This is a genomic window from Rhodovarius lipocyclicus, assembly GCF_009900765.1.
Taxonomy (GTDB): Bacteria; Pseudomonadota; Alphaproteobacteria; order Acetobacterales; family Acetobacteraceae; genus Rhodovarius; species Rhodovarius lipocyclicus.
This window is the reverse complement of record NZ_JAAABL010000010.1, coordinates 44,235-65,927: the sequence shown is the minus strand read 5'-3', so window position 1 is coordinate 65,927 and position 21,693 is coordinate 44,235. Positions and strand designations below refer to the sequence as shown.

Here is a 21,693-nt window from a genome sequence, read left to right as displayed (position 1 = left end):
CCATGCTGCTGAAGCTGGTCGAGCTGGCCCTGCGCCAGCGCCTGATCGTCGTGCTCGTGGCGCTGGCCCTCTCGGTCTGGGGGGCCAATGCCTATCGCAACCTGCCTATCGATGCCTTCCCGGATGTGGCCCCGCCGCAGGTGCTGGTCTCCATCCGCGCCTCGGGCCTGACGCCGGAGGAGCTGGAGGCCCGCGTGACCGCCCCGGTGGAGGTGGCGATGCGCGGCATTCCGCGCCTGGCGCAGATCCGCTCCACCACGCGCTATGCCGTGGCGCTGATGACCTTCCAGTTCGAGCCGGGCGTGGACATCTTCTGGGCCCGCGCCCAGGTGAATGAGCGCCTGTCGCAGATCATGGACGACCTGCCCGATGGCGCGGAGGGCGGGCTCGCGCCCATCGTCACGCCGCTGGGCGAGATGCTGATGTTCACGCTGGAGGGCGAGAACGCGACCCCCACCGAGGCCCGCACCCTGCTGGACTGGGTGGTGCGCCCCATCCTGCGCGGCGTGCCGGGCGTGGCGGATGTGAACGTGCTGGGCGGCTTCGTCCGCACCTATGAGGTGGTGCCGAGCGCCGGTGCCATGGCCGCGCGCGGCATCTCCACCCAGCAATTGCAGGATGCGCTGGAGCGCAACAACCGCAATGACGGCGCCGGCCGCGTGCGCGACGGTGAGGAAGCGCTGCTGGTGCGCGCCGAGGGCCGCATCCGCAGCCTGGAGGATGTGCGAAGTATCGTCGTGCTGGCGCGCGGCAGCAATGTGGTGCGGGTGGGCGATGTGGCCGACGTGCGCTTCGGCGCGCTGCCCCGCAACGGCGTGGTGGCCCGCGACGGCGAAACCGAAGCGGTCTGGGGCACCGTGCTGGGCCTGCAAGGCGCCAATGCCCGCACCGTGGTGGATGGCGTGCGCGCCCGCCTGCCCGAGATCGAGCGCCGCCTGCCCGAGGGCGTGCGCGTGCGCTTCTTCTATGACCGGTCGGAGCTGATCGGGGCGGCCGTCTGGACCGTGCAGAAGGTGCTGCTGGAGGCCATCGTGCTGGTGGTGGTGCTGCTGGTGCTGTTCCTGGGCAATATCCGCGCCGCGGTAGTGGTCAGCCTGCTGCTGCCGCTGGCGGTGCTGGCGACCTTCGGCATTATGAAAGCCTATGGGCTGACGGCCAACATCATGTCGCTCGGCGGGCTGGCCATCGCCATCGGCCTGCTGGTGGATTGCGGCGTGGTCGTGATCGAGAACGTCGCCCACAAGCTGAACCACGCCCATAACAAACCCGATTTCCGGGGGCGGCTGGCCATCGTGAACGAGGCGGTGCGCGAGGTGATCGTGCCGCTCGTCTCGGGCGTGTTGATCATCGTGGCGGTGTTCGTGCCGCTGCTGTCCCTGCAGGGGCTGGAGGGGCGGCTGTTCGGCCCCGTCGCGCTGACCATTGCCTTCGCGCTGATCGCGGCGCTGCTGCTGTCCATTACGGTGGTGCCGGTGCTGGGGCTGTACATCCTGCGCCAGGGCAGCACGCGCGACCCGTGGCTGGTGCGCCTGCTGCACCGGGGCTACGACCCCGCGCTGGAATGGGCGCTGCGCCGGCCGCTGGCCGTGGGCGGCGCGGTGCTGGTGGGGGCCGTGCTGGCGGTGCTGGCCTTCGGCCGGCTCGGCAGCACCTTCATGCCCACGATGGATGAGGGCAACCCGGTCATCACCATCCGCAGCCACGCCACCATGGGGGTGGAGGAATCGGCCCAGACCTCCCTGCGGATCGAGCGCGAGCTGATGGCCCGCGTGCCCGAATTGCGCGGCATCATGGCCCGCAGCGGCGCGGACGAGCTGGGCATCGACCCGGTGGGGCTGAACGAGACCGACATGTTCCTCGACCTGCGCCCGCGCGCGGAATGGCGCGCGGAGGGCCAGGCCGGCGGCTCCGCTTGGCTGCTGGAACAGCTGCGCGAGGTGCTGGAGGGCATTCCCGGCATTTCCTACTCCTTCGCCCAGCCCATCGACATGCGCGTGCAGGAGATGATCATCGGCGCGCGCGGCGATGTGGTGGTGAAGATCTTCGGCGCCGAGATCCCCGAACTGAACCGCCTGGCGCGGGAGGTGTCGGAGGCGATCCGCGCCATCCCCGGCTCCACCGACGTGTTCGCGCTGCGCAATGACGGCATGAAATACCTGACGGTGGAGCCCGACCGCCTCGCCGCCGGCCGCTTCGGCCTGAACGCCACCGATATCCAGGACGCGCTGAGGGTGTGGGTCGATGGGCGCAATGTGGGCGTGGTGCTGGAGGGCGATCGCCGCATCCCGCTGCTGATCCGCGGCGAGGACGCGAACCGGCGCTCCGCGGCGGACCTCGCGCGCGTGCCCATCGCCCTGCCAGGGGGCGGCACCGTCGCCCTCAGCCAGGTGGCCGATGTGCGGGAGGAGGAAGGCCCGATCCAGGTGATCCGCGAGGAGGTGGAGCGCTTCGCCACCGTGCTGTCCAACGTGTGCGGGCGGGACCTGGTGGGCTTCGTGGCCGATGCGCGGGCGGCTGTGGCCCAGCGCGTGCAGCTGCCGCCCGGCTATTCGCTGGTCTGGGGCGGGCAGTTCGAGAACCAGCAGCGTGCCTCCGCCCGGCTGGCCATGGTGGTGCCGCTCGCGCTCGGCGTGATCTTCCTGCTGCTGTACCTGACCTTCAACTCGGTCCGGCAGGCGGCGCTGGTGTTCTGCAACGTGCCCTTCGCGCTGATCGGCGGCGTGCTCGGCCTGTATCTGTCGGGGGAGTTCATTTCCGTGCCTGCTTCCGTGGGTTTCCTGACGCTGATCGGCATCGCGGTGCTGAACGGCGTGGTGCTGATCAGCACCGTGAACCGGCTGATCGCGGAGGAGGGGCTCACCCTCTCCGAGGCGGTGCGCGAGGGCGCGCGGCGGCGCATGACGCCGGTGCTGCTGACGGCCTGCATCGCGGCCTTCGCGCTGGTGCCCTTCCTGTTCGCCACCGGGCCGGGCAGCGAGATCCAGAAGCCGCTGGCGGTGGTGGTGATCGGCGGGCTGGTGACGGCGACGGCCCTGACCCTGCTGCTGCTGCCCATATTATATGAGCGCTTCGCCCTGCCGCGCGCCCGGGCGCCGAAACCCGCCCCGGTGGCGGCAGTGGTGCTGGCCGCGCTGCTGCTGGGGGCGGGCGCGGCCCAGGCGCAAAGCCAGGGCACGCTGGCCGCCCACGTCGCCGCCGCCCTGGACCTGGACGCGGAACTGCGGGGCCTGTTGGCCCAGCGGGAGGCGGCGGTGGCGCGCGGCATCGTGCCGCGCTCGGCGCTCGCGGGGCCGCCCTCCGTCTCCGGCACCGCGCTGAGCGGCACGCGCGGCGGCGGGGCTAACGGTCAGCCCTCGCGGGAGGTGGAGATCGACCTGGCAGCGCCCATCTGGCTGCCCGGCCAGCGCACCGCCCTGGCCGAGAGCGTGAACGCCGATGTGCTGGCGCTGGAGGGCAGGGTGCTCGCCCGCCGCCTGGCCGTGGCCGGCCGGGTGCGCGACGCGCATTGGGAAGCCGCGCTGGCCCGGCGGGAGGCGGAGGTGGCGCGCCTGCGCCTGGCGACCAGCCGCGACATCGCCCGCGACCTGCGCCGCCGGGCCGAGCTGGGCGACGTGCCGCCCACCGAGGCGCTGCTGGCCCAGAACGAAACCCTGGCCGCCGAGCTGACCTTCGCCCAGACCGATGCCCGCGCCGACCAGCTGGAGGCCGAATACGCCACCCTGACCGGCGGCCAGCGCCCCGTTCTGCCGCCCGAGACGCCCCTGCCGCGCGACCGCCTGGCGCGCCACCCGCAGCTGGCCGCCGCCCGCGCGGCGCTGGAGGCCGCGAACGCGCGCGGCCGGCTGGTCGCCGCCACCCCGCGGGAGAATCCGGAGCTGGGCGTCTTCACCCGCTATGAGGGCGGGTTCGGGCAGAACGACAACACCTCGATCGGCCTGCGCTTCCGCCTGCCCTTCGCCACGGAGGCCCGCAACCTGCCCCGCCGCGCGGAGGCGCAGAGCGAGGTGACGCGGGCCACCGCCGAGCTCGCGCAATCCCAGCGCCTGCTGGAGGCCGGGCTGCGCTATGCCGAGACCGGGCTGCGGGTGGCGGAGAACAACCTGCGCATCGCCCGCCAGCGCCTGGCGGTGGCGAACGAGCAGGAGGGCATCGCCCGCCGCGCCTTCCGCAGCGGCGAGACGGGGGCCTTCGACCTGTTCCGCGTGCGGCAGCTGCAGCAGGAGGCGCAGGTGGAGGAGGCGCGCGCGGCGGTGAACGTCAACCGCGCCCGCGCGCAGCTGAACCAGGCGCTGGGCGCGGTTCCGTGATGAGTGCCGGGGGGCGCCAGTCCCCCGGAACTGTGACCCCTGGGGGGCCTCAGCCCCCCGGAACTGTGGCAGGATGCCGGCCGGTTCCTCCGGCAGGGCATTCCTCGCATGGCGTCTCGCTTCCTCCTCCCCGCTCTCGTCCTTTCGGCGCTGGCCGGTCCGGCCCTGGCGCAGGAACGCACCCAGGCCACCTATGGCGACTGGGCGCTGCGCTGCGAGACCCGCCCCCAGCGGCAATGCGAGCTGGGCACGGTGCTGAACAACGCCGAGGGCCGCGCCCAGGCGCAGGTCATCGTCGGCCGGCTGAACAATGCCGGGCCCCTGCTGCTGATGGCCCATGTGCCGCTGAACGTGCATCTGCCCACCGGCGTGCGGGTGGAGGCGGGGGGGCAGTCCTTCACCCTGGCCTTCCAGCGCTGCCTGCCGGCAGGCTGCTTCGCCATGGCGGAACTGCCCGACAACGCGCTGGCGCAGCTGCGCTCGGAACCCCCCGGCGCGCGGCTGCTGTTCCAGGACGCGGCGCATCAGCCGGTCACCTTGTCCTTGTCCTTCAACGGGTTCGCGCGCGCCCAGGCGGCGATGCCCAGCCGGCGCTGAGGCGCCCGCCTTGGGCGGAATAACTCGGCCCGGGCGCATTGAACCGACCGACCGGTCGGGCTAACGTTTGCCTCTCCGCTGTTGACAGTGTCGTTCTGCCAGCCTGCTATACCGGCAAGAGAAAGACCTGATTGGGAAGGAAAGCGCCATGGACGAAGCGCCGTTTGTCGAACACGCCTTTGACGGCGATGTGCATGTGCTGCGCATCGCCAACCCCCCGGTCAACACGCTGCGCACCGCCGTGCGCGCGGGCCTGCTGACGGGTATCCAGCGCAGCCTGAAGGAAGGCGCGCGCGCCATCGTGATCATCGGCAAGGGGCGGATGTATTCCGCCGGCGCCGAGATGACCGAGTTCAACAAGCCCCGCCAGCCCCCCAGCCTGCCGGAGGTGTTCGAGGCGATCGAGAACAGCCCCGTGCCGGTCGTCGCCGCCATCCATGGCAGCGCGCTGGGCGGCGGGCTGGAACTGGCCCTGGTCTGCCACGCCCGCGTCGCCTCCCCCGGTGCCCAGGTGGGTCTGCCGGAGGTGAAGCGCGGCTTCGTGCCCGGCGCCGGCGGCACCCAGCGCCTGCCGCGCCTGATCGGCGCCGAGGCCGCGCTGAAGATCATCGTGGGCGGTGAGCCGGTGAAGGCGGAGGAGGCGGTGAAGCTCGGCTTCATCGACGCCGTGCTGGAAGGCGACCTGGAAAAGGCCGCCGTGGCCTGGGCGCGGGAGGCCGCGAAGTCGGGCCGCACCTTCACCCTGGCCCGCAACCGCACGGACAAGATCGAGGGCACGGACCTCGCGGCCTTCGACGCCGCGGCCGCGGCCCTGCTGAAGCGCACCCGCGGGCAGGAAAGCCCCAAGGGCTGCGCCGCCGCCGTGCGCGCCGCCGTGACCGAGAGCTTCGACGATGGCCTGGTGGTGGAACGCCAGCAGTTCCAGCGCCTGGTGGAAGGCGAGCAGAGCTTCGCGCTCCGCCACGTCTTCTTCGGTGAGCGCGAGGCCCAGCGCATCCCCGACCTGCCCGAGGGCACCCAGCCCCTGCCGGTAAAGAGCGCGGTGGTGATCGGCGGCGGCACCATGGGCGGCGGCATCGCGATGAACTTCGCGAACAACGGCATCCCCGTGACCATCGTGGAGACCACCCAGGAAGCGCTCGACAAGGGCCTGGCCCGCTGCGAGGCGAATTGGGAGCGCACGGTGAAGTCCGGCCGCCTGTCCCAGGCGGAATACGAGAAGCGCCGCTCCTTCCTGAAGGGCTCCATCGACCTGAACGTGGTCAAGGACACCGACCTGGTGATCGAGGCGGTATTCGAGAACATGGAGGTGAAGAAGGAGATCTTCGCCAAGCTGGACAAGCTGGCCCGCCCGGGCGTGGTGCTGGCCACCAACACCTCCACCCTCGACATCGACCAGATCGCCTCCGCCACCTCGCGGCCGGAACTGGTGATCGGCATGCACTTCTTCTCGCCCGCCAATGTGATGCGGCTGCTGGAGAATGTGCGCGGCGCCAAGACCAATGCGGTGGCCATCGCGACCGCCACCGATGTGGGCAAGCGCATCGGCAAGCTGCCGGTGCTGGTGGGCAATTGCGACGGCTTCGTGGGCAACCGCATGACCGGCAAGCGCACGCCGCAGGTGGAAAAGCTGCTGCTGGAAGGCTGCCTGCCGCAAGATATCGACCGCGTGATGGAGACCTATGGCATGGCCATGGGCCCGCTCGCGACCGGTGACCTCGCGGGCCTCGACATCGGTGCGGCCGTGCGCAAGGCGCGCGGCACCGTGGCGCCGATCGCCGATGCGGTGGTGGCGCGCGGCCGCTTCGGCCAGAAGACCGGCAAGGGCTGGTACAAGTACGACGAGAAGCGCACCCGCCTGGTGGACCCGGAGGTGGAGGAGATCATCCTCGACGTCGCCGAGAAGATGCAGGTGCGTAGGCGGAAGATCGAGGACCAGGAGATCCTGGAGCGCCTGCTGCTGCCGATGGTGAATGAGGGCGCGCGCATCCTGGAGGAAGGCGTCGCCTATCGCGCCGTCGATATCGACGTGGTGTTCTGCAACGGCTTCGGCTGGCCCGCCTGGCGCGGCGGCCCGATGTTCTGGGCCGACCGCATGGGCCTCAAGGCTGTGCGCGACAAGCTGGCGCATTACGCCGAGACCACCGGCGACGCGAACCTGAAGCCCGCGGCGCTGATCGAGAAACTGGCGGCGGAGGGCGGCAGTTTCGCGGCCCTCGGCGTGCGCAAGGCCGCCTAGTGTCCCGCGCCCGCCCTGTCCGCTTGCGGATGGGGCGGATCGGCGGGCCACCCAAGAAACGCTAGGGAAACGACATATGGACCTGAACTTCTCGCCCGAGGAACTCGCCTTCCGCCAGGAAGTGCGTGATTTCATCGACGCCAACCTGCCCCCCGCCACCCGCCAGCACCTGATCGAGGGCAAGGGCCCCACCAAGGAGATGGTGGTGGAATGGCAGCGCATCCTGAACAAGCGCGGCTGGGCCGTGCCCGAATGGCCGGTGGAATGGGGCGGCCCGGGCTGGTCCGCCGCCCAGCGCTACATCTTCCGCGAGGAATTGCAGATGGCGCCCGCGCCGTCGCCCCTCGGCTTCAACGTGAACATGTGCGGCCCGGTGGTGATCCAGTTCGGCACGGAGGAGCAGAAGAAGCGCTTCCTGCCGCGCATGGCCAACCTCGACGATTGGTGGTGCCAGGGCTTCTCGGAGCCGGGCGCGGGTTCGGACCTCGCCGGCCTCAAGACCCGCGCGGTGCGCGAGGGCGATGAGTGGGTGATCAACGGCCAGAAGACCTGGACCACGCTGGCCCAGCATGCCGACTGGATCTTCGTCCTCGCCCGCACCAACCCCACCGCGAAGAAGCAGGAAGGCATCAGCTTCATCCTGTGCGACATGAAGACGCCCGGCATCACCGTGCGCCCGATCATCACGATCGAGGGCGGGCATGAGGTGAACGAGGTGTTCTTCGACAATGTCCGCGTGCCGGCCGAGAACCTGGTGGGCGAGGAGAACAAGGGCTGGGACTGCGCCAAGTTCCTGCTGGGCAATGAGCGTTTCGGCCAGGCCCGCGTGGGCGCCAGCCGCGAGCGCATCCGCCGCCTGAAGGTCATCGCCGCCCAGACCCTGGATGGCGGCGAGCCGCTGATGGCCGACCCCGAATTCCGTCGCCAGATGACGGAGATCGAGGTGGAGCTGAAGGCCCTCGAAATGACCGTGATGCGCGTGATCGCGCAGGACATGAAGCGCCGCGACGGCAAGCCCAACCCCGCGACCAGCGTGCTGAAGATCAAGGGCACCGAGATCCAGCAGGGCGTGTCGGAGCTGCTGATGAAGGCGGCCGGCCCCTATGCCTGGGTGGATGGCGACCCGGACGCGGAGGGCACCAACCAGTGGGATGTGGCGCCCGACTGGGCCTATGGCCTGGCCGGCACCTATTTCAACTGGCGCAAGCAGAGCATTTACGGCGGGTCCAACGAGATCCAGCGCAACATCATGGCCAAGGCGTTTCTGGGGCTTTGAAAAAGAGTATTTGTTCTTTTTTGTAAAAAAGAACCAAAAAACTTTTGAGAGTTTATGGGAACTCAAAAAAGTCTTTTTGCTTCTTTTTCTACAGAAAAAGAAGAACTTCTTTACCTAAGCCTGACGTCCTAGGGAAAAACGACATGGATTTCGACCTGACGGAAGACCAGAGCCTGCTGGTGGACAGCGTCCGCAAGCTGCTCTCCGACAAATACGGCTTCGAGCAGCGCAAGGCCTATATGGCCAGCGAACGCGGCTGGAGCCCCGAGCTGTGGGCCGCCTTCGCCGATATCGGCGTGCTGGGCCTGCCCTTCGCCGAGGAGGATGGCGGCTTCGGCGCCGGCCTGACCGACACCTGCCTGATCGCGGAACAGTTCGGCCGCTCGCTGGTGGTGGAACCCTGGTTCAGCACGGTGGTGATCGGCGGCGCCGCCCTGCGCCATGGCGGCAGCGCCGCCCTGCGGCAGGAGCTGGTGCCCCTGATCGCGGCGGGCGAGGTGCGCCTGGCCCTGGCGCAGCAGGAACGCCAGTCCCGCTACGACCTGTTCGACGTGGCGACCACCGCGAAGAAATCCGGCTCCGGCTGGGTGATCAGCGGCAACAAGGGCATGGTGATCCATGGCGACAGCGCCACGCATCTGATCGTCTCCGCCCGCGTGGCCGGTGGCCAGCGCGACAAGGCGGGCATCGGCCTGTTCGTGGTCGAGGCGGGCGCGCCGGGTGTCACCATCCGTGGCTTCCGCACCGTGGACGGCCAGCGCGCGGCCGAGATCATCCTCGACAACGCCCCGGCCGCCCATGTGCTGGGCGATGCCGAGGCCGGCCTGCCGGTGCTGGAGAAGGTGGCCGCCGAATCCATCGCGGCGCTGGCCTTCGAGGCGGTGGGCTGCATGGATGTCGCCCACGCCATGACGCTGGACTACATGAAGACCCGCGAGCAGTTCGGCCGCCCCATCGGCAGCTTCCAGGCCCTGCAGCACCGCGCGGCGGACATGCTGGTGGCCATCGAGCAGGCCCGCAGCATGAGCTTCTATGCCGTGCAGGCCGCCGAGGAGACCGACCCCGACGAGCGCCGGCGCGGCATCTCCGCCGTGAAGGTGCAGATCGGGCGGGCCTCGCGCCTGGTGGGGCAGCAGTCCATCCAGCTGCATGGCGGCATCGCCATGACGATGGAATACGCCTGCGGCCACTACTTCAAGCGGCTGACGGTGAATGACGGGCTGTTCGGCAATGCCGACTTCCACCTGCGGGCGCTGGCCGATGAAGGCGGGCTGGTGCGCGCGGCCTGAGGGTGTTGTCCGGGGGGCTTTGCCCCCCCGGTAATGCTTGCCCCGCCGCCGCCGGCGGCGTTACATCCTTCCATGCTCCCTTTGCGCCAATGGCCCTTGCTGCCCCTGCATGCCGCGGCCCTGGCCACGGGCTCCAAATCCTTTGAGAACAATCCCCTGATCGGCAGTGCCCGGCTGAACGCCTGGGGGCTGCATATCGCGCGCCGGCGCCTGGCGCTGCGCATGGCCGAATTCCGCCGCCGGGCGATGGCCGAGAACCTGACGCCCGACGACCGGGAGGCCTTCCTGCGCGATGGCTACCTCATCAAGCGCGACTTCCTGCCGGCCGCCGTCTTCCAGGCGATGCGGGAGGAGCTGTTCGCCAGCCGCATCGAGGCGCGGGAGTTCATCGACGGCTATTCGCTGACGCGGCTGATCCCGCTGGATGCCGCCACCCTGCCGCGCCTGCCGGCGACCGCGGCGGCCCTGCACCACCCGCAATACCGCGCCCTGCACGACTATATCGGCAGCTTCCGGCTGCAGCCCTTCCAGTTCGTGCAGACCATCTACAGCAATTTCCGCGCGGCCGAGCCCGATGTGCAGTCCGACTTCCACATGGACACCTTCCACCCCACCGTGAAGTCCTGGCTGTTCGTGGAGGATGTGAGCGAGGAGGAGGCAGGCTTCACCTATGTCCCGGGCTCCCACCTGCCCACCGCCCGGCATCTGGAATGGGAACAGGCGCTGTCCATCCGCGCCGCCCATGCCGAGGACCGCAGCACGCGCGAAGGCTCCCTGCGCATCGAGCCGGAGGAGATCGCCGCGCTGGGCTATGGCGCCCCGGTGAAGTTCGCGGCCCCCGCCAACACGCTGGTGATCGCCGATACCAGCGGCTTCCACCGGCGCGGCGTGACCGATGCGCGCACCCGCCGCATCGCCATCTGGTCCTACGCGCGGGGCACGCCGTTCCGGCCCTGGGCGGGGGGCGATGTGCTGGGGGCCACGGGGCTGGACAAGCGCGCCGTGCGCCTGTTCTGGACCGCGCAGGACGCGCTGAAGCGCGCGCGCGGCAAGACCGGCGGCTGGCGCTGGGTTGGTGAGCGCAGCCCCATCGATCCGCCTGCGGAAGCGGCAACCGCCGCCTGACGCCGCGCCGCGCCGCCCGGAATTCCCTGTTGCGGTGCCGGGGTGGATGTCGTTGCATACGCTCACCATCAGGAAGGTCCGCTGCCCATGATCGTCACCCGCCGCACCGCCATCGCCGCCACCCTCGCCGTGCCGGCCGTCGCAAGCGCGCAGAACGACCCCATCCGCATCGGTGAGATCAACAGCTACACCTCCCAGCCCGCCTTCCTGGTGCCCTATCGCAATGGCTGGACCCTGGCGCAGGAGGCGATCAACGCCGCCGGCGGCATCAATGGCCGTCCGCTCGCCACCATCCACCGCGACGATGCCGGCAAGCCGGAGGACGCGGTGCGCCATGCCGGCGAATTGCTGAACAATGAGCGCGTGGCGCTGATCACCGGCGGCTTCCTGTCCAATGTGGGCCTGGCGCTGGGCGATTTCGCCAACCAGAACAAGAAGCTGTTCGTCGCCAGTGAGCCGCTGACCGATGCGCTCGTCTGGTCGCGCGGCAACCGCTACACCTATCGCCTGCGCTGCAGCACCTACATGCAGGCCGCCATGCTGGTGGAGGAAGCGGCCAAGCTGCCCGCCAAGCGCTGGGCGCTGGTGGCGCCCAACTACGAATACGGCCAGTCCGCCGTGCGCTGGTTCAAGGAGATGCTGAGCCGCGCCCGCCCCGACGTGACCTATGTGGCCGAGCAGTTCCCGGCGCTGGGCCGCATCGACGCGGGGGCGACGGTGCAGGCGCTCGCGGCCTCGAACCCCGAGGCGATCTTCAACGTCACCTTCGGCGCGGACCTGACCAATTTCGTCCGCCAGGGCAACACGCGCGGGCTGTTCGAGCGCCGGGCGGTGGTTTCCATGCTGACCGGCGAGCCGGAATACCTGGAACCGCTGGGCGACGAGGCGCCGGAGGGCTGGATCGTCACCGGCTATCCGGTGGAGCAGATCAACAACCCCGTCCACAACGCCTTCCGCGATGCCTATCGCGCCCGGTTCCGGGAATTGCCCAAGCTCGGCTCCGTCGTCGCCTATGACACGGTGCTGGCCATCGCCGCCCTGCTGCGCAAGGTGCCGAACCTGGAGACGGAGGCGATGGTGGATGCCATGGCCGGGCTGAAGTTCCAGGGCGTGTTCGGCTATGCCGAGACGGAATTCCGCGCCGCCGACCACCAATCCACCATGGGCGGATTCATCGGCCGCACCGTGCTGCGCGGCGGCAAGGGGGCGATGGCTGATTGGCGCTTCGCCGATGGCCGCGCCTATCTGCCCAGCGAGGACGCGGCCCGCGCGATGCGCCCCGCCGGCTGATGCTGGGAAATCTTGTGGTCCAGGCCCTGTCGGGCCTGGCCAGCGCGGCCTCGCTGTTCCTGGTCTCGGCGGGGCTGACGGTGATCTTCGGGGTGACCCGTATCGTCAATTTCGCCCATGGCAGCTTCTACATGCTGGGCGCCTATCTGGGCTGGACGCTGGCCACCAACCTGCCGCGCGGGCATGTCCCGTTCTGGGGCGGGGTGGTGCTGGCGGCCGTCATCGTGGGGCTCGTCGGCGTGGTGGTGGAACTGCTGCTGCTGCGCCGCATCTACAAGGCGCCGGAGCTGTTCCAGCTGCTTGCCACCTTCGGCGTGGTGCTGGTGGTGCAGGATGCGGCGCTGTGGATCTGGGGCCCGCAGGATCTGCTGGGCCCGCGCGCGCCTGGCTTGCGGGGCGCGGTCTATATCCTCGACAGCCGCTTCCCGCTGTATGACCTGGTGCTGATCGGCATCGGCATCGCGGTGTTCCTGCTGCTGTGGCTGCTGTTCCAACGCACGCGCTTCGGCATCCTGGTGCGTGCCGCGACCGCGGACCGGGAGATGGTGGGCGCACTCGGCGTGAATCAGCGGCTGCTGTTCACGGGGGTGTTCTTCCTGGGCTCGGCGCTGGCGGGCCTCGCGGGCGCGTTGCAGGTGCCGCGGGAAAGCGTGAATTTGCAGATGGACCTGGCCATCATCGCGGAGGCCTTCGTGGTGGTGGTGGTGGGCGGCTTGGGCTCGCTGCCCGGGGCGGCGCTGGCGGCGTTGCTGCTGGGTCAGATGCAGGCCTTCGGCATCTTGGTGTTTCCGCAGATCACGCTGGTGCTGGTGTTCCTGGTGATGGCCGCCGTGCTGGTGGTGCGGCCCTATGGCCTGCTGGGCCGGGCGCCGGCCGGGCATGCGGCCAGCCTCGCGCCGGTGGAACCGCCCATCGCGCCCTTGTCGCCGCGCGGGCGGCTGGTGGCGGGGGTGGCCCTGGTCCTGGCGCTGCTGGCGCCGCTGGTGCTGGCCGACTACGCGCTGGTGGTGATGACGGAGATCTGCCTGGCCATCCTGTTCGCGGCCACGCTGCATTTCATCATGGGCCCGGGCGGCATGGCCAGCTTCGGCCACGCCGCCTATTTCGGCATCGGCGCCTATGCCGCCGCCCTGCTGGTGAAGCATCTGGCGGCGCCGATGGAACTCTCGCTGCTGGCGGCCCCCTTCGCGGCGGGCATCGCGGGGCTGGCCTTCGGCTGGTTCTGTGTGCGGCTGTCGGGTGTCTATGCCGCGATGCTGACCATGGCCTTCGCGCAGATCGCCTGGTCCACCGCCTTCCAGTGGGTGGATTTCACGGGCGGCGACAACGGCATCCTGGGTGTGTGGCCGCCGGCCTGGGCGGTGCCCAAGCCGGTGCAGGCCTGGGGCACGCTGATCCTGTGCCTCGGCGGGGCCTTCCTGCTGCGGCGGGCGATCTTCGCGCCCTTCGGCGCGGCCCTGCGCGCCCAGCGCGACAGCGTGCTGCGCGCCGAGGCGATCGGCATCGACACCATGCGCATCCGCTGGTTCGCCTTCGCCATCGCGGCCGCCTTCGCGGGGCTGGCGGGCGCGTTGTTCGCCTTCACCAAGGGCAGCGTCTTCCCCACCTACATGGCCATCCCCCGCAGCATCGACGGGTTGATGATGGTGCTGCTGGGCGGCGTGCAGACCGTGACCGGCCCCATCCTGGGCGCCATCGCCTATACCGGCCTGCATGAGCAGCTGATGCGCGTGACCGAGCTGTGGCGCGCCGTGCTGGGGGCCATCATCATCGCGCTGGTGCTGTTCTTCCCGCGCGGCCTGGCGGGGCTGGGGGCGCGGTCATGACGCTGCTGGTTGTGGAGAATCTGGCCAAGAGCTTCGGCGGCGTGCACGCAGTGCAGGGGGTGTCCTTCTCCCTGGCCGCCGGAGAGCTGCTGGCCCTGATCGGCCCCAATGGCGCGGGCAAATCCACCTGCTTCAACATGCTGAACGGCCAGCTGCGGCCGGACAAGGGCAGGGTGGTGCTGAACGGTCAGGAGATTACGGGCAAGCTCCCGCGTCAGGTATGGCGGATGGGGGTGGGACGTACCTTTCAGATCACCGCCACCTTCGCCTCGCTGCCGGTGATCGAGAATGTACAGCTGGCCTTGCTGTCGCATCAGCGCCGTATCCTTCGGTTTACAAAACCGCTGCACTCCGAAGATCCCACGCAAGCCCTGGCCCTGCTGGAGCGCGTGGGCATGGCCGACCAGGCGCATCGCCCCTGTGGCGTGCTGGCCTATGGCGACCTGAAGCGCGTCGAACTGGCGATCGCGCTCGCCAATGCCCCGCGCCTGTTGCTGATGGACGAGCCCACCGCCGGCATGGCCCCCGCCGAGCGCGTGGCGCTGATGGCGCTGACCGCCCGCATCGCGCGCGAATCCGGCATCGGCGTGCTGTTCACCGAGCACGACATGGATGTTGTCTTCACCCATGCCGACCGCATCATGGTGCTGGAACGCGGCCGCCTGCTGGCCGAGGGCGCGCCCGAGGCCGTCCGCGCCGACCCCCGCGTGCGCGAGGTCTATCTGGGCCATGAGGGGACGCATTGATGCTGCGCCTGTCCGACCTCCACGCCCATTACGGCCGCGCGCATATCCTGCAAGGCGTGTCCCTGCATGTGCGCCCCGGCGAGGTGCATGTGCTGCTGGGCCGCAACGGCGCCGGCAAATCCACCACCATGAAGGCCATCATGGGGCTGGTGCCGCCGACATCGGGCGGCGTCGAATTCCTCGGCCAGCCCATCGCGGGGCTGGAGCCCTTCGAGGTCGCGCGCCGGGGCCTGGGCTATGTGCCCGAGGAACGCCGCGTCTTCGCCGAGCTGACCGTGGCCGAGAATCTGGAAGTCGGCCGCCAGAAGCCGCGTGAGGGCCTCGCCCCCTGGTCGGTCGAGCGCATCTGCGGGGTCTTCCCCTCCCTGGCCGCGATGCTGAAACGCCCGGGCGGGCGGATGAGCGGCGGCGAGCAGCAGATGCTGACCATCGGCCGCACGCTGATGGGCAACCCGCGCCTGGTGCTGCTGGACGAACCCAGCGAAGGGCTGGCCCCGGTCATCGTGGACCGCATGGCCGACGCCGTGCGGGCGCTGCGGGCGGAGGGTATGTCGATCCTGCTGTCGGAACAGAACTGGCACTTCGCCAGCCGGGTGGGCGACGCCGCCAGCATCATCGAGAAAGGCGCCATCGTGTGGCGGGGCAGCATGGCGGAACTGCTGGCGGATGAGGCGGCGCGCGGGCGGTATCTGACGGTGTAGGTGAGGGCGCCGCCCTCACACTCCCGTTGAGGGGGAAATGACTTTCCCCCTCAAGCTCCCCCATTCCTTTCCGTCAGTTTGGGGGCAGGGACTGTCCTGAGAACGGATTTCCGCAAAATTTATATAATAATATCAATTACATAAAACTATTCGCAGGGGCCTGGGGAGATTTTATCTCCCCAGCGGATGGGGTCTGGGGAAGGCAGAGCCTTCCCCAGTCTGCGCTTCCCTTGAGGAAGGCGGCGCCTTCCCCAGTCCACCTCACCCCTTCACTTCGACCCGATAGGCCTTGCTCACGATCTTCCATCCATCGCTGGTCTTCAGCAGCACCAGCGCATCGGTGAAGAAGCGCGGCGGGATGGCGCAGTTCAGTTTCACGATCGCCATTTCGGGCCCCGCCAGGTCGATGGCCAGGATGCGGTCGTGCCGCGGCAGGCCGGCGGCCTTGGGGTTGGGGCGGCTGGCCACGGCGGCCAGCCAGGCTTCGCGCGTCAGCACCTTCACCTCTCCGCCATCCACCCAGCGCAAGTCGGAGACAGGGTGGAAGGCCTCGGCCAGCTTGGCGGTGTCGCCTTCGTACAGGCCATCCAGATAGGTGCGGATCACCGCCTCGATGGCGTTGAGGGCGGCGGTATCGGGGCCGGGAACAGGGGCTTCGGGCATCATGTCCTCCTTCACGGATGCGTGGCGTGCCGCTAAGTGTGGCCTCAACAGGAGAGAAACGCCATGCAGTTCACCCGCCGAGCCATGCTCGTCGCCCCGTCGGTGCTGGCTGTGCCAGCGCTTGCGCAGACCTGGCCCGCCAAGCCCATCCGCATCGTGGTGCCCTATGCCGCCGGCGGCGGCACGGACATCCTGGCCCGCGCCCTGGCCGAAGCGCTGCGCCCCGCCTTGTCCCAGCCCGTGGTGGTGGAGAACCGCGCGGGTGCCGCCGGCGTGGTCGGCACCGAGCAGGTGGCGCGCGCCGAGCCCGACGGCCACACGCTGGCCGCCGTCGTCAGCACCCATGTGATGAACAAGTACACGCTGGAGCGCGTGCCCTTCGACGTGCTGCGGGACGTGACGCCGATCGCCATGCTGGCGCGCAACACCATGCTGCTGGTGGCGGGGGTGGACCAGCCCTTCCAGGACCTGGCGGGGCTGCGCGCGCATGCCACGCGCTCGGGCTCGCGCCTGTCCACCGGCTCCACCGAGGCGCTGTCCCAGTTCATCGGCCAGGAATTCGCCCGCCGCCTGAACGCGGAGATCCCGGATGTCAGCTATCGCTCCGGCGGGCAGCTGATGACGGATATCGTGGCGGGCCACCTGCCGCTGGGCTGCACCAGCACCGCCAGCGTCACGCCGCATATCCCCACCGGCAAGGTGAAGATCCTGGCCGCCAGCACCGCCAGCCGCACGCCTTTCTTCCCCGATGTGCGCACGGCGCAGGAACAGGGCCTCGACGGCTTCGACCTGTCGGGCTGGGTGGGGCTGCTCGGCCCCCGCGCCCTGCCGGAGCCGCTTGCCGCCCGCATCCATGAGGCGGTGGCGGCGGCCTTCGCGCAGGAAGGCTTCCGCGCGCGCCTCGCCTCGCTCGGCATCGAGCCCGATTTGCGCGGCCCCGCGCAGCTGAAGGCCGCGATGGAGCGCGAAGACCAGATCTGGGCCGCGGCGAGTGCCGCCGGCCACATTCAACGCCAATAGGAGCAGCACAGCATGGCGAACCCCTCCCTCAAGGCCGCTTTCGACGCCAAGAAGTTCATCGTCGCGCCGGGTATCTATGACGGCATCTCCGCCAAGGTGGCGGACGGCATGGGCTTCGACTGCCTGTATGTCACGGGTTTCGGCACGGTGGCCTCGCATCTCGGCCTGCCGGATGCCGGCATCGCCACCTACACCGACATGGTGCAGCGGGTCAGCCGCTTCGCGCAGCTCTCCAAGACCCCCGTGATCGCGGATGCCGATACGGGCTATGGCGGGCTGCTGAACGTGCGCCACACGGTGATGGGGTATGAGGCGGGCGGGGTCTCCGGCATTCAGCTGGAGGACCAGGAAGTGCCGAAGAAGTGCGGCCACACCCCCGGCCGCCGGGTCATCCCCGCCGAGGAGATGGTGCTGAAGATCAAGGTGGCGGCCGAGGCGCGGCGCGACCCGAACTTCCTGATCGTGGCCCGCACCGATGCCCGCACCAGCCTGGGGCTGGAGGAAGCGATCCGCCGTGGCCGCATGTATGGCGATGCGGGTGCCGATATCGTCTTCATCGAAAGCCCGGAAAGCGAGGCGGAGATGGTGGAGATCGGCCGCTCCATCACCACCAAGCCGCTGCTGGCCAACAATGTCGAGGGCGGCCGCACGCCCATCCTGCCGGCGGAACGCCTGAAGGAAATCGGCTATGGCATCGCCATCTTCCCGGCGGTGGGCTTCCTGGCGGCGGCCGCGGCCTATGAGCGCGCCTTCAGCCACCTGAAGGCGATGGGCGACAGCAACGGGCTGCCGGCGCAGGAAAGCTACGGCTTCGGGCGCATCTGCGAGCTGATGGGCTTCCCGGAAGTGTGGGAGTTCGACAAGCGCTGGGCGGTGCTGGACAAGTAAGGGGGGCACTCACTCCCCTCTGGCCCTCTCCCCACCGGGCCCGTCCCATGCTGGGATGCCACCCAACCTATAAGGAAACGGTGGCATGACCCAGGTGAAGGCATTGGTCTTCGACGTGTTCGGCACGGTGGTGGATTGGCGGTCGGGCGTGGCCCGCGCGTTGAAGCCCTTTCTGGTGGCCCATGGCCGGCCGGAGCTGGACCCCTTCGCGCTGGCCGATGCCTGGCGCAAGCAATACCAGCCCGCCATGGAGGAAGTGCGCAGCGGCCGGCGTGAATTCACCCGGCTGGACGTGCTGCACCGGGAAAACCTGGAACTGGTGCTGAAGGAGGCCGGCATCGCGGCGGCTGCGGCCGACCTGGACGCGCTGAACCTGGCCTGGCACGCGCTGGACCCCTGGCCCGACGTGCTGCTGGGCCTGTACCGGCTGAAGCGCAAATTTTTCATCGCGCCGCTGTCCAACGGCAATATCCGGCTGCTGGCGGACATGGCCAAGCGCGCCGGCCTGCCCTGGGACGCGGTGCTGGGCGCCGAGCCCGCCCGGGCCTACAAGCCCGACCCGCGCGCCTATCTGAACACGGCGGAGATCCTGGACATCGCCCCGCATGAGCTGTGCCTGGTGGCGGCGCATAACGGAGACCTGCGGGCGGCGCGCAAGGCGGGGCTGGCCACGGCCTTCGTGGCGCGGCCCACGGAGCATGGGCCGGGGCAGACGATCGACCTGGTGGCGGAGGATCCGTGGGATTGGGTCGCCACGGATTTCCTGGATCTGGCGGCGCAGCTCGGCGCCTGATCAGCCCGCGGCCACCGTGCGCTGCGTCTGCTCCCCCAACCCCTGGATGCCCAGCCGCATGGTCTGGCCGGGCTTCAGGAACACCGGCTCCGGCTTCTGGCCCATTCCCACCCCGGGCGGCGTGCCGGTGAAGATGATGTCGCCCGGGTGCAGGGTGATGAAGCGGCTGACGTAGCTGACGATCTGCGTCACGCCGAAGATCATGGTGGCGGTGCTGCCGGCCTGCATGCGCTTGCCGTCCACATCCAGGAACATGGACAGGTTCTGCGGGTCCGGCACCTCGTCCTTCGTGACCAGCCAGGGGCCGACGGGGCCGAAGGTGTCGCAGCCCTTGCCCTTGTCCCAAGTGCCGCCGCGCTCCAGCTGCCACTCGCGCTCCGACACGTCATTGCCCACGGCATAGCCCGCGACATGGTCCAGCGCCTCGGCCTCGCTGACGCAGCGCGCCTGGGTGCCGATGATGATGCACAGCTCCACCTCCCAGTCGGTCTTGCGGCTGTCCCGGGGGATGATCACGTCGTCATCCGGGCCGCACAGCGCGCCATTGGCCTTCAGGAACAGGATGGGTTCCTGGGGGATGGGCATGCCGGCCTCGGCGGCGTGGTCGGCGTAGTTCAGCCCGATGCAGAGCAACTGTTTCATACCCGAAACGGGTGGGCCGAGCCGCGGCTTCCCCGCCACGGCGGGCAGGCTGGCGGGGTCGATCGCGGCCAGCCGCGCCAGCCCCCGGGGGGACAGCACACTGCCCGCCAGGTCCGGCACATGGCCGGAAAGGTCGCGGATCGTGCCGGTGGCGTCGAGCAGGCCGGGCTTTTCCAGCCCTGGCGGGCCATAGCGCAGCAGTTTCATCCCCATATCTCCGCATGGTGGTGTGGCGGCCAGCTTGGCAGGGCTGCCGGCGGGCGCAAGGCCCCGGCCGGGCCGCCCAGCGGCGCGATACACGCGGAAGTGGCATCCATTCTTGGAATCCCCCCAGGCGCGGGGCATCATCAGGCGCATGACCGGACAACTGGGCCCTGACGCCCCCCCGGATGGCCTGGCTGCGGAGTTCCTGGAGGTTCTGGCACGGATCGAGGCCTCGGCCAGTTTCCGTGCCTCCCGCCAGGCCCGCACCTTGCTGCGCTATCTGGTGGAACGCGTGCTGGCGGGGGAGGCGGACAGGCTGAAGGGCTATACCGTCGCCGTGGAGGCGCTGGGCAAGCCCGCCGATTTCGACGCCGCCTCTGACCCCGCGGCGCGGGTGGCCATGCGCCGCCTGCGGCGCCTGCTGGAGGATTACTACGCCGCCGAAGGGCAGGGGGATGCCGCGCGCATCGTGCTGGAACCCGGTGCCTATGCCCCCCGGCTGCAATTCCCCGAGGAAGTGCCGCCCCCCGAACCCGCCGCGCCGCCGCCGCCCGTGCCGCCACCCCCACCCCCATCCCCACCCTCACCGGAAAGCTGGTGGTTCCGCCGCCACCCGGCGGTGATCGGCAGCGGGCTGGCGCTGGGCGTGGTGCTGGGGGTGGGGCTGACCGTCGCCTTCCGTGCCCCGGCCACCCGCAGCCTGGATTTCCGGGACGCCGGCACCACGCTGGTGCGCCAGACGGAACGGCTGATGCCCCCCAAGGCGGTCAACCCGCCGGACGTGCCCCCCGTGCTGGTAGTGCAGCCGCTGGAGGTGGAGGAGACCGCCCAGGCCCCCGGCGCCGCCGCCTTCACCGAGGCGCTGCGCACGGGCCTCGCCCGGTTCAGCGAATTGCAGGTGCGCGATGGCCAGGGCGGGGGGCATGGCGCGGGCTACCGCCTCTCGGGCCGGATGATGGCCGGCGGCGCCTTGCGCCTGGAACTGACCGAGGCGCGGACCGGCGTGGTGCTGACCATCTTCGACGCCAGTACCGCGCTGGGCCAGCGCGGAGAGGCGGCCGCGCACTTCATCATCACCTCGCTGGGCCAGCCCTATGGGCTGATCCTGACGCGGGAGCGCGCCCGGCTGGGCAACCTGCGGGAGGCGCTGGGCTTTTCCTGCCTGCTCTGGCTGTTCGACTACTGGCGGGGGTATGAGCCCTCCGCCCTGCCGCGGATCGAGGCCTGCCTGCGCCGCACGCTGGAACATGATCCGGGCCAGCCCTCCTATATGGCCGCGCTGGGGCTGACCCGGCTGGAGGAATACCGCCTGGCCCCTCCGCCGGAGGCCGGGGGCCGGCCCGGCGGCCGCGCGCTGCTGGATGAGGCCTATGCCCTGGTGCGCCAGGCGGTGGATGCCGCGCCCTTCGATGCCCGGGTGCGCCAGGCGCTGGGCGCGGTGCACTATATCCGCGGCGAGGTGGACATGGCCCTGGCCGCCCTGCGCCGGGCCCGGCAGCTGAACCCCTATGACCCCGACATCGCGGCCGACCTTGCCTCTCGCCTGCTGGGATACGGCATCGTGCCGGAGGCACGGGGGCTGCTGGCGGAAGCCTGCCGCTTCGCCACCGCCCGCCCGGCCTGGATGAACTTCTTCCTGTTCCTGGCCGAACTGCTGTCGGACAACAAGGCCGGCGCGGTGGAGCGGGCGGAGCGGCTGACCGATTCCGGCTTCGTGCTGAACCTGGTGGCGCGGCTGATCGCCGCCCGGCTGCAGGGCGATGAGGCCGGGGCGGCACGCTGGCGGGCGGCGCTGGGCCAGCGCGACCCCGCCTGGCTGACCGACCCGGCCAGCATCCTGCGCCGCCGTTTCCAGTCCGCCGAGGTGGTGGAGACATTGTCACATTACATGCTGCAGGATCGGCTTGGGGAGCCCGTGCGGCTGGTCAACGGGCAGCCAGCCGCCAGTCCCTGCCTGAACGAACCGCAATTTTGAGGCACCGCGCCACGCCCCCGGTAACGGTAACGCCCGGGCAGGATACTTCCGAATTATATGACTGGCGCCGAATTGCGCCTTGTGAGGCTCGCAGTGGCCTGTCGTGGGGCCT

The 21,693-nt window shown here is 69.8% G+C and carries 16 protein-coding genes; 14 read left to right on the top strand and 2 right to left on the bottom strand.

Annotation, left to right across the window (positions count from 1 at the left end; genetic code table 11):
* Positions 1 to 2: 2 nt before the first annotated feature.
* The 10 genes from GT007_RS10430 to GT007_RS10385 all read left to right on the top strand — a co-directional run bounded on the left by GT007_RS10430 (position 3) and on the right by GT007_RS10385 (position 15,396).
* Positions 3 to 4,307 carry a CusA/CzcA family heavy metal efflux RND transporter gene (locus GT007_RS10430; RefSeq protein ID WP_160121544.1) on the top strand — a complete coding sequence of 1,435 codons (4,305 nt, stop codon included), beginning with the start codon at positions 3 to 5 and terminating at the stop codon, positions 4,305 to 4,307.
* A gap of 108 nt (positions 4,308 to 4,415) precedes the next feature.
* The gene (locus tag GT007_RS10425) at positions 4,416 to 4,904 is read left to right on the top strand and encodes an invasion associated locus B family protein (protein ID WP_160121543.1); all 489 of its coding nucleotides are present in this window, start codon (positions 4,416 to 4,418) and stop codon (positions 4,902 to 4,904) included.
* Between the two features lie 148 nt (positions 4,905 to 5,052).
* A complete protein-coding gene (locus tag GT007_RS10420) occupies positions 5,053 to 7,143 on the top strand; it encodes a 3-hydroxyacyl-CoA dehydrogenase NAD-binding domain-containing protein (protein WP_160121542.1) in 2,091 nt (696 codons plus the stop codon).
* Positions 7,144 to 7,219: 76 nt separating this feature from the next.
* Positions 7,220 to 8,419: an acyl-CoA dehydrogenase family protein gene (locus GT007_RS10415; RefSeq protein WP_160121541.1), complete on the top strand. Its 1,200-nt coding sequence runs from the start codon at positions 7,220 to 7,222 to the stop codon at positions 8,417 to 8,419.
* Between the two features lie 143 nt (positions 8,420 to 8,562).
* A complete protein-coding gene (locus GT007_RS10410) occupies positions 8,563 to 9,708 on the top strand; it encodes an acyl-CoA dehydrogenase family protein (protein ID WP_160121540.1) in 1,146 nt (381 codons plus the stop codon).
* Between the two features lie 72 nt (positions 9,709 to 9,780).
* Entirely contained in the window at positions 9,781 to 10,833 is a 1,053-nt protein-coding gene (locus GT007_RS10405; protein ID WP_160121539.1) for a phytanoyl-CoA dioxygenase family protein, read from the top strand.
* A gap of 87 nt (positions 10,834 to 10,920) precedes the next feature.
* On the top strand, positions 10,921 to 12,123 hold the full coding sequence (locus tag GT007_RS10400; protein ID WP_160121538.1) for an ABC transporter substrate-binding protein: 1,203 nt from the start codon (positions 10,921 to 10,923) through the stop codon (positions 12,121 to 12,123).
* Positions 12,123 to 13,949, top strand: a complete 1,827-nt coding sequence (locus GT007_RS10395; RefSeq protein WP_457852341.1) for an ABC transporter permease — start codon at positions 12,123 to 12,125, stop codon at positions 13,947 to 13,949. Before GT007_RS10400 ends, GT007_RS10395 begins: the two co-directional genes overlap by 1 nt.
* Complete coding sequence (locus GT007_RS10390; protein WP_160121537.1) at positions 13,946 to 14,695, top strand: ABC transporter ATP-binding protein; 750 nt, start codon at positions 13,946 to 13,948, stop codon at positions 14,693 to 14,695. The genes GT007_RS10395 and GT007_RS10390 overlap by 4 nt, the downstream gene beginning before the upstream one ends.
* On the top strand, positions 14,695 to 15,396 hold the full coding sequence (locus GT007_RS10385) for an ABC transporter ATP-binding protein (RefSeq protein WP_160121536.1): 702 nt from the start codon (positions 14,695 to 14,697) through the stop codon (positions 15,394 to 15,396). The genes GT007_RS10390 and GT007_RS10385 overlap by 1 nt, the downstream gene beginning before the upstream one ends.
* Before the next feature lie 261 nt (positions 15,397 to 15,657).
* On the opposite strand, the gene GT007_RS10380 is transcribed toward GT007_RS10385, so the two are convergent.
* The gene (locus GT007_RS10380) at positions 15,658 to 16,059 is read right to left on the bottom strand and encodes a nuclear transport factor 2 family protein (RefSeq protein WP_160121535.1); all 402 of its coding nucleotides are present in this window, start codon (positions 16,057 to 16,059) and stop codon (positions 15,658 to 15,660) included.
* Positions 16,060 to 16,122: 63 nt separating this feature from the next.
* Here GT007_RS10380 and GT007_RS10375 point away from each other — a divergent pair, with 63 nt between their 5' ends.
* From GT007_RS10375 to GT007_RS10365, 3 genes are all read left to right on the top strand, one after another.
* Entirely contained in the window at positions 16,123 to 17,079 is a 957-nt protein-coding gene (locus GT007_RS10375) for a Bug family tripartite tricarboxylate transporter substrate binding protein (protein WP_160121534.1), read from the top strand.
* 12 nt (positions 17,080 to 17,091) lie between these two features.
* Entirely contained in the window at positions 17,092 to 17,967 is an 876-nt protein-coding gene (locus tag GT007_RS10370) for an isocitrate lyase/PEP mutase family protein (protein WP_160121533.1), read from the top strand.
* Positions 17,968 to 18,052: 85 nt separating this feature from the next.
* Entirely contained in the window at positions 18,053 to 18,760 is a 708-nt protein-coding gene (locus GT007_RS10365; protein WP_160121532.1) for a haloacid dehalogenase type II, read from the top strand.
* Here the strand turns inward: GT007_RS10365 and GT007_RS10360 are convergent, their stop codons facing one another.
* Positions 18,761 to 19,609, bottom strand: coding sequence for a fumarylacetoacetate hydrolase family protein (locus tag GT007_RS10360; protein ID WP_160121531.1), 849 nt, complete (start codon positions 19,607 to 19,609; stop codon positions 18,761 to 18,763).
* A gap of 148 nt (positions 19,610 to 19,757) precedes the next feature.
* Here GT007_RS10360 and GT007_RS22190 point away from each other — a divergent pair, with 148 nt between their 5' ends.
* Entirely contained in the window at positions 19,758 to 21,581 is a 1,824-nt protein-coding gene (locus tag GT007_RS22190; protein ID WP_201451873.1) for a tetratricopeptide repeat protein, read from the top strand.
* Positions 21,582 to 21,693: the final 112 nt, after the last annotated feature.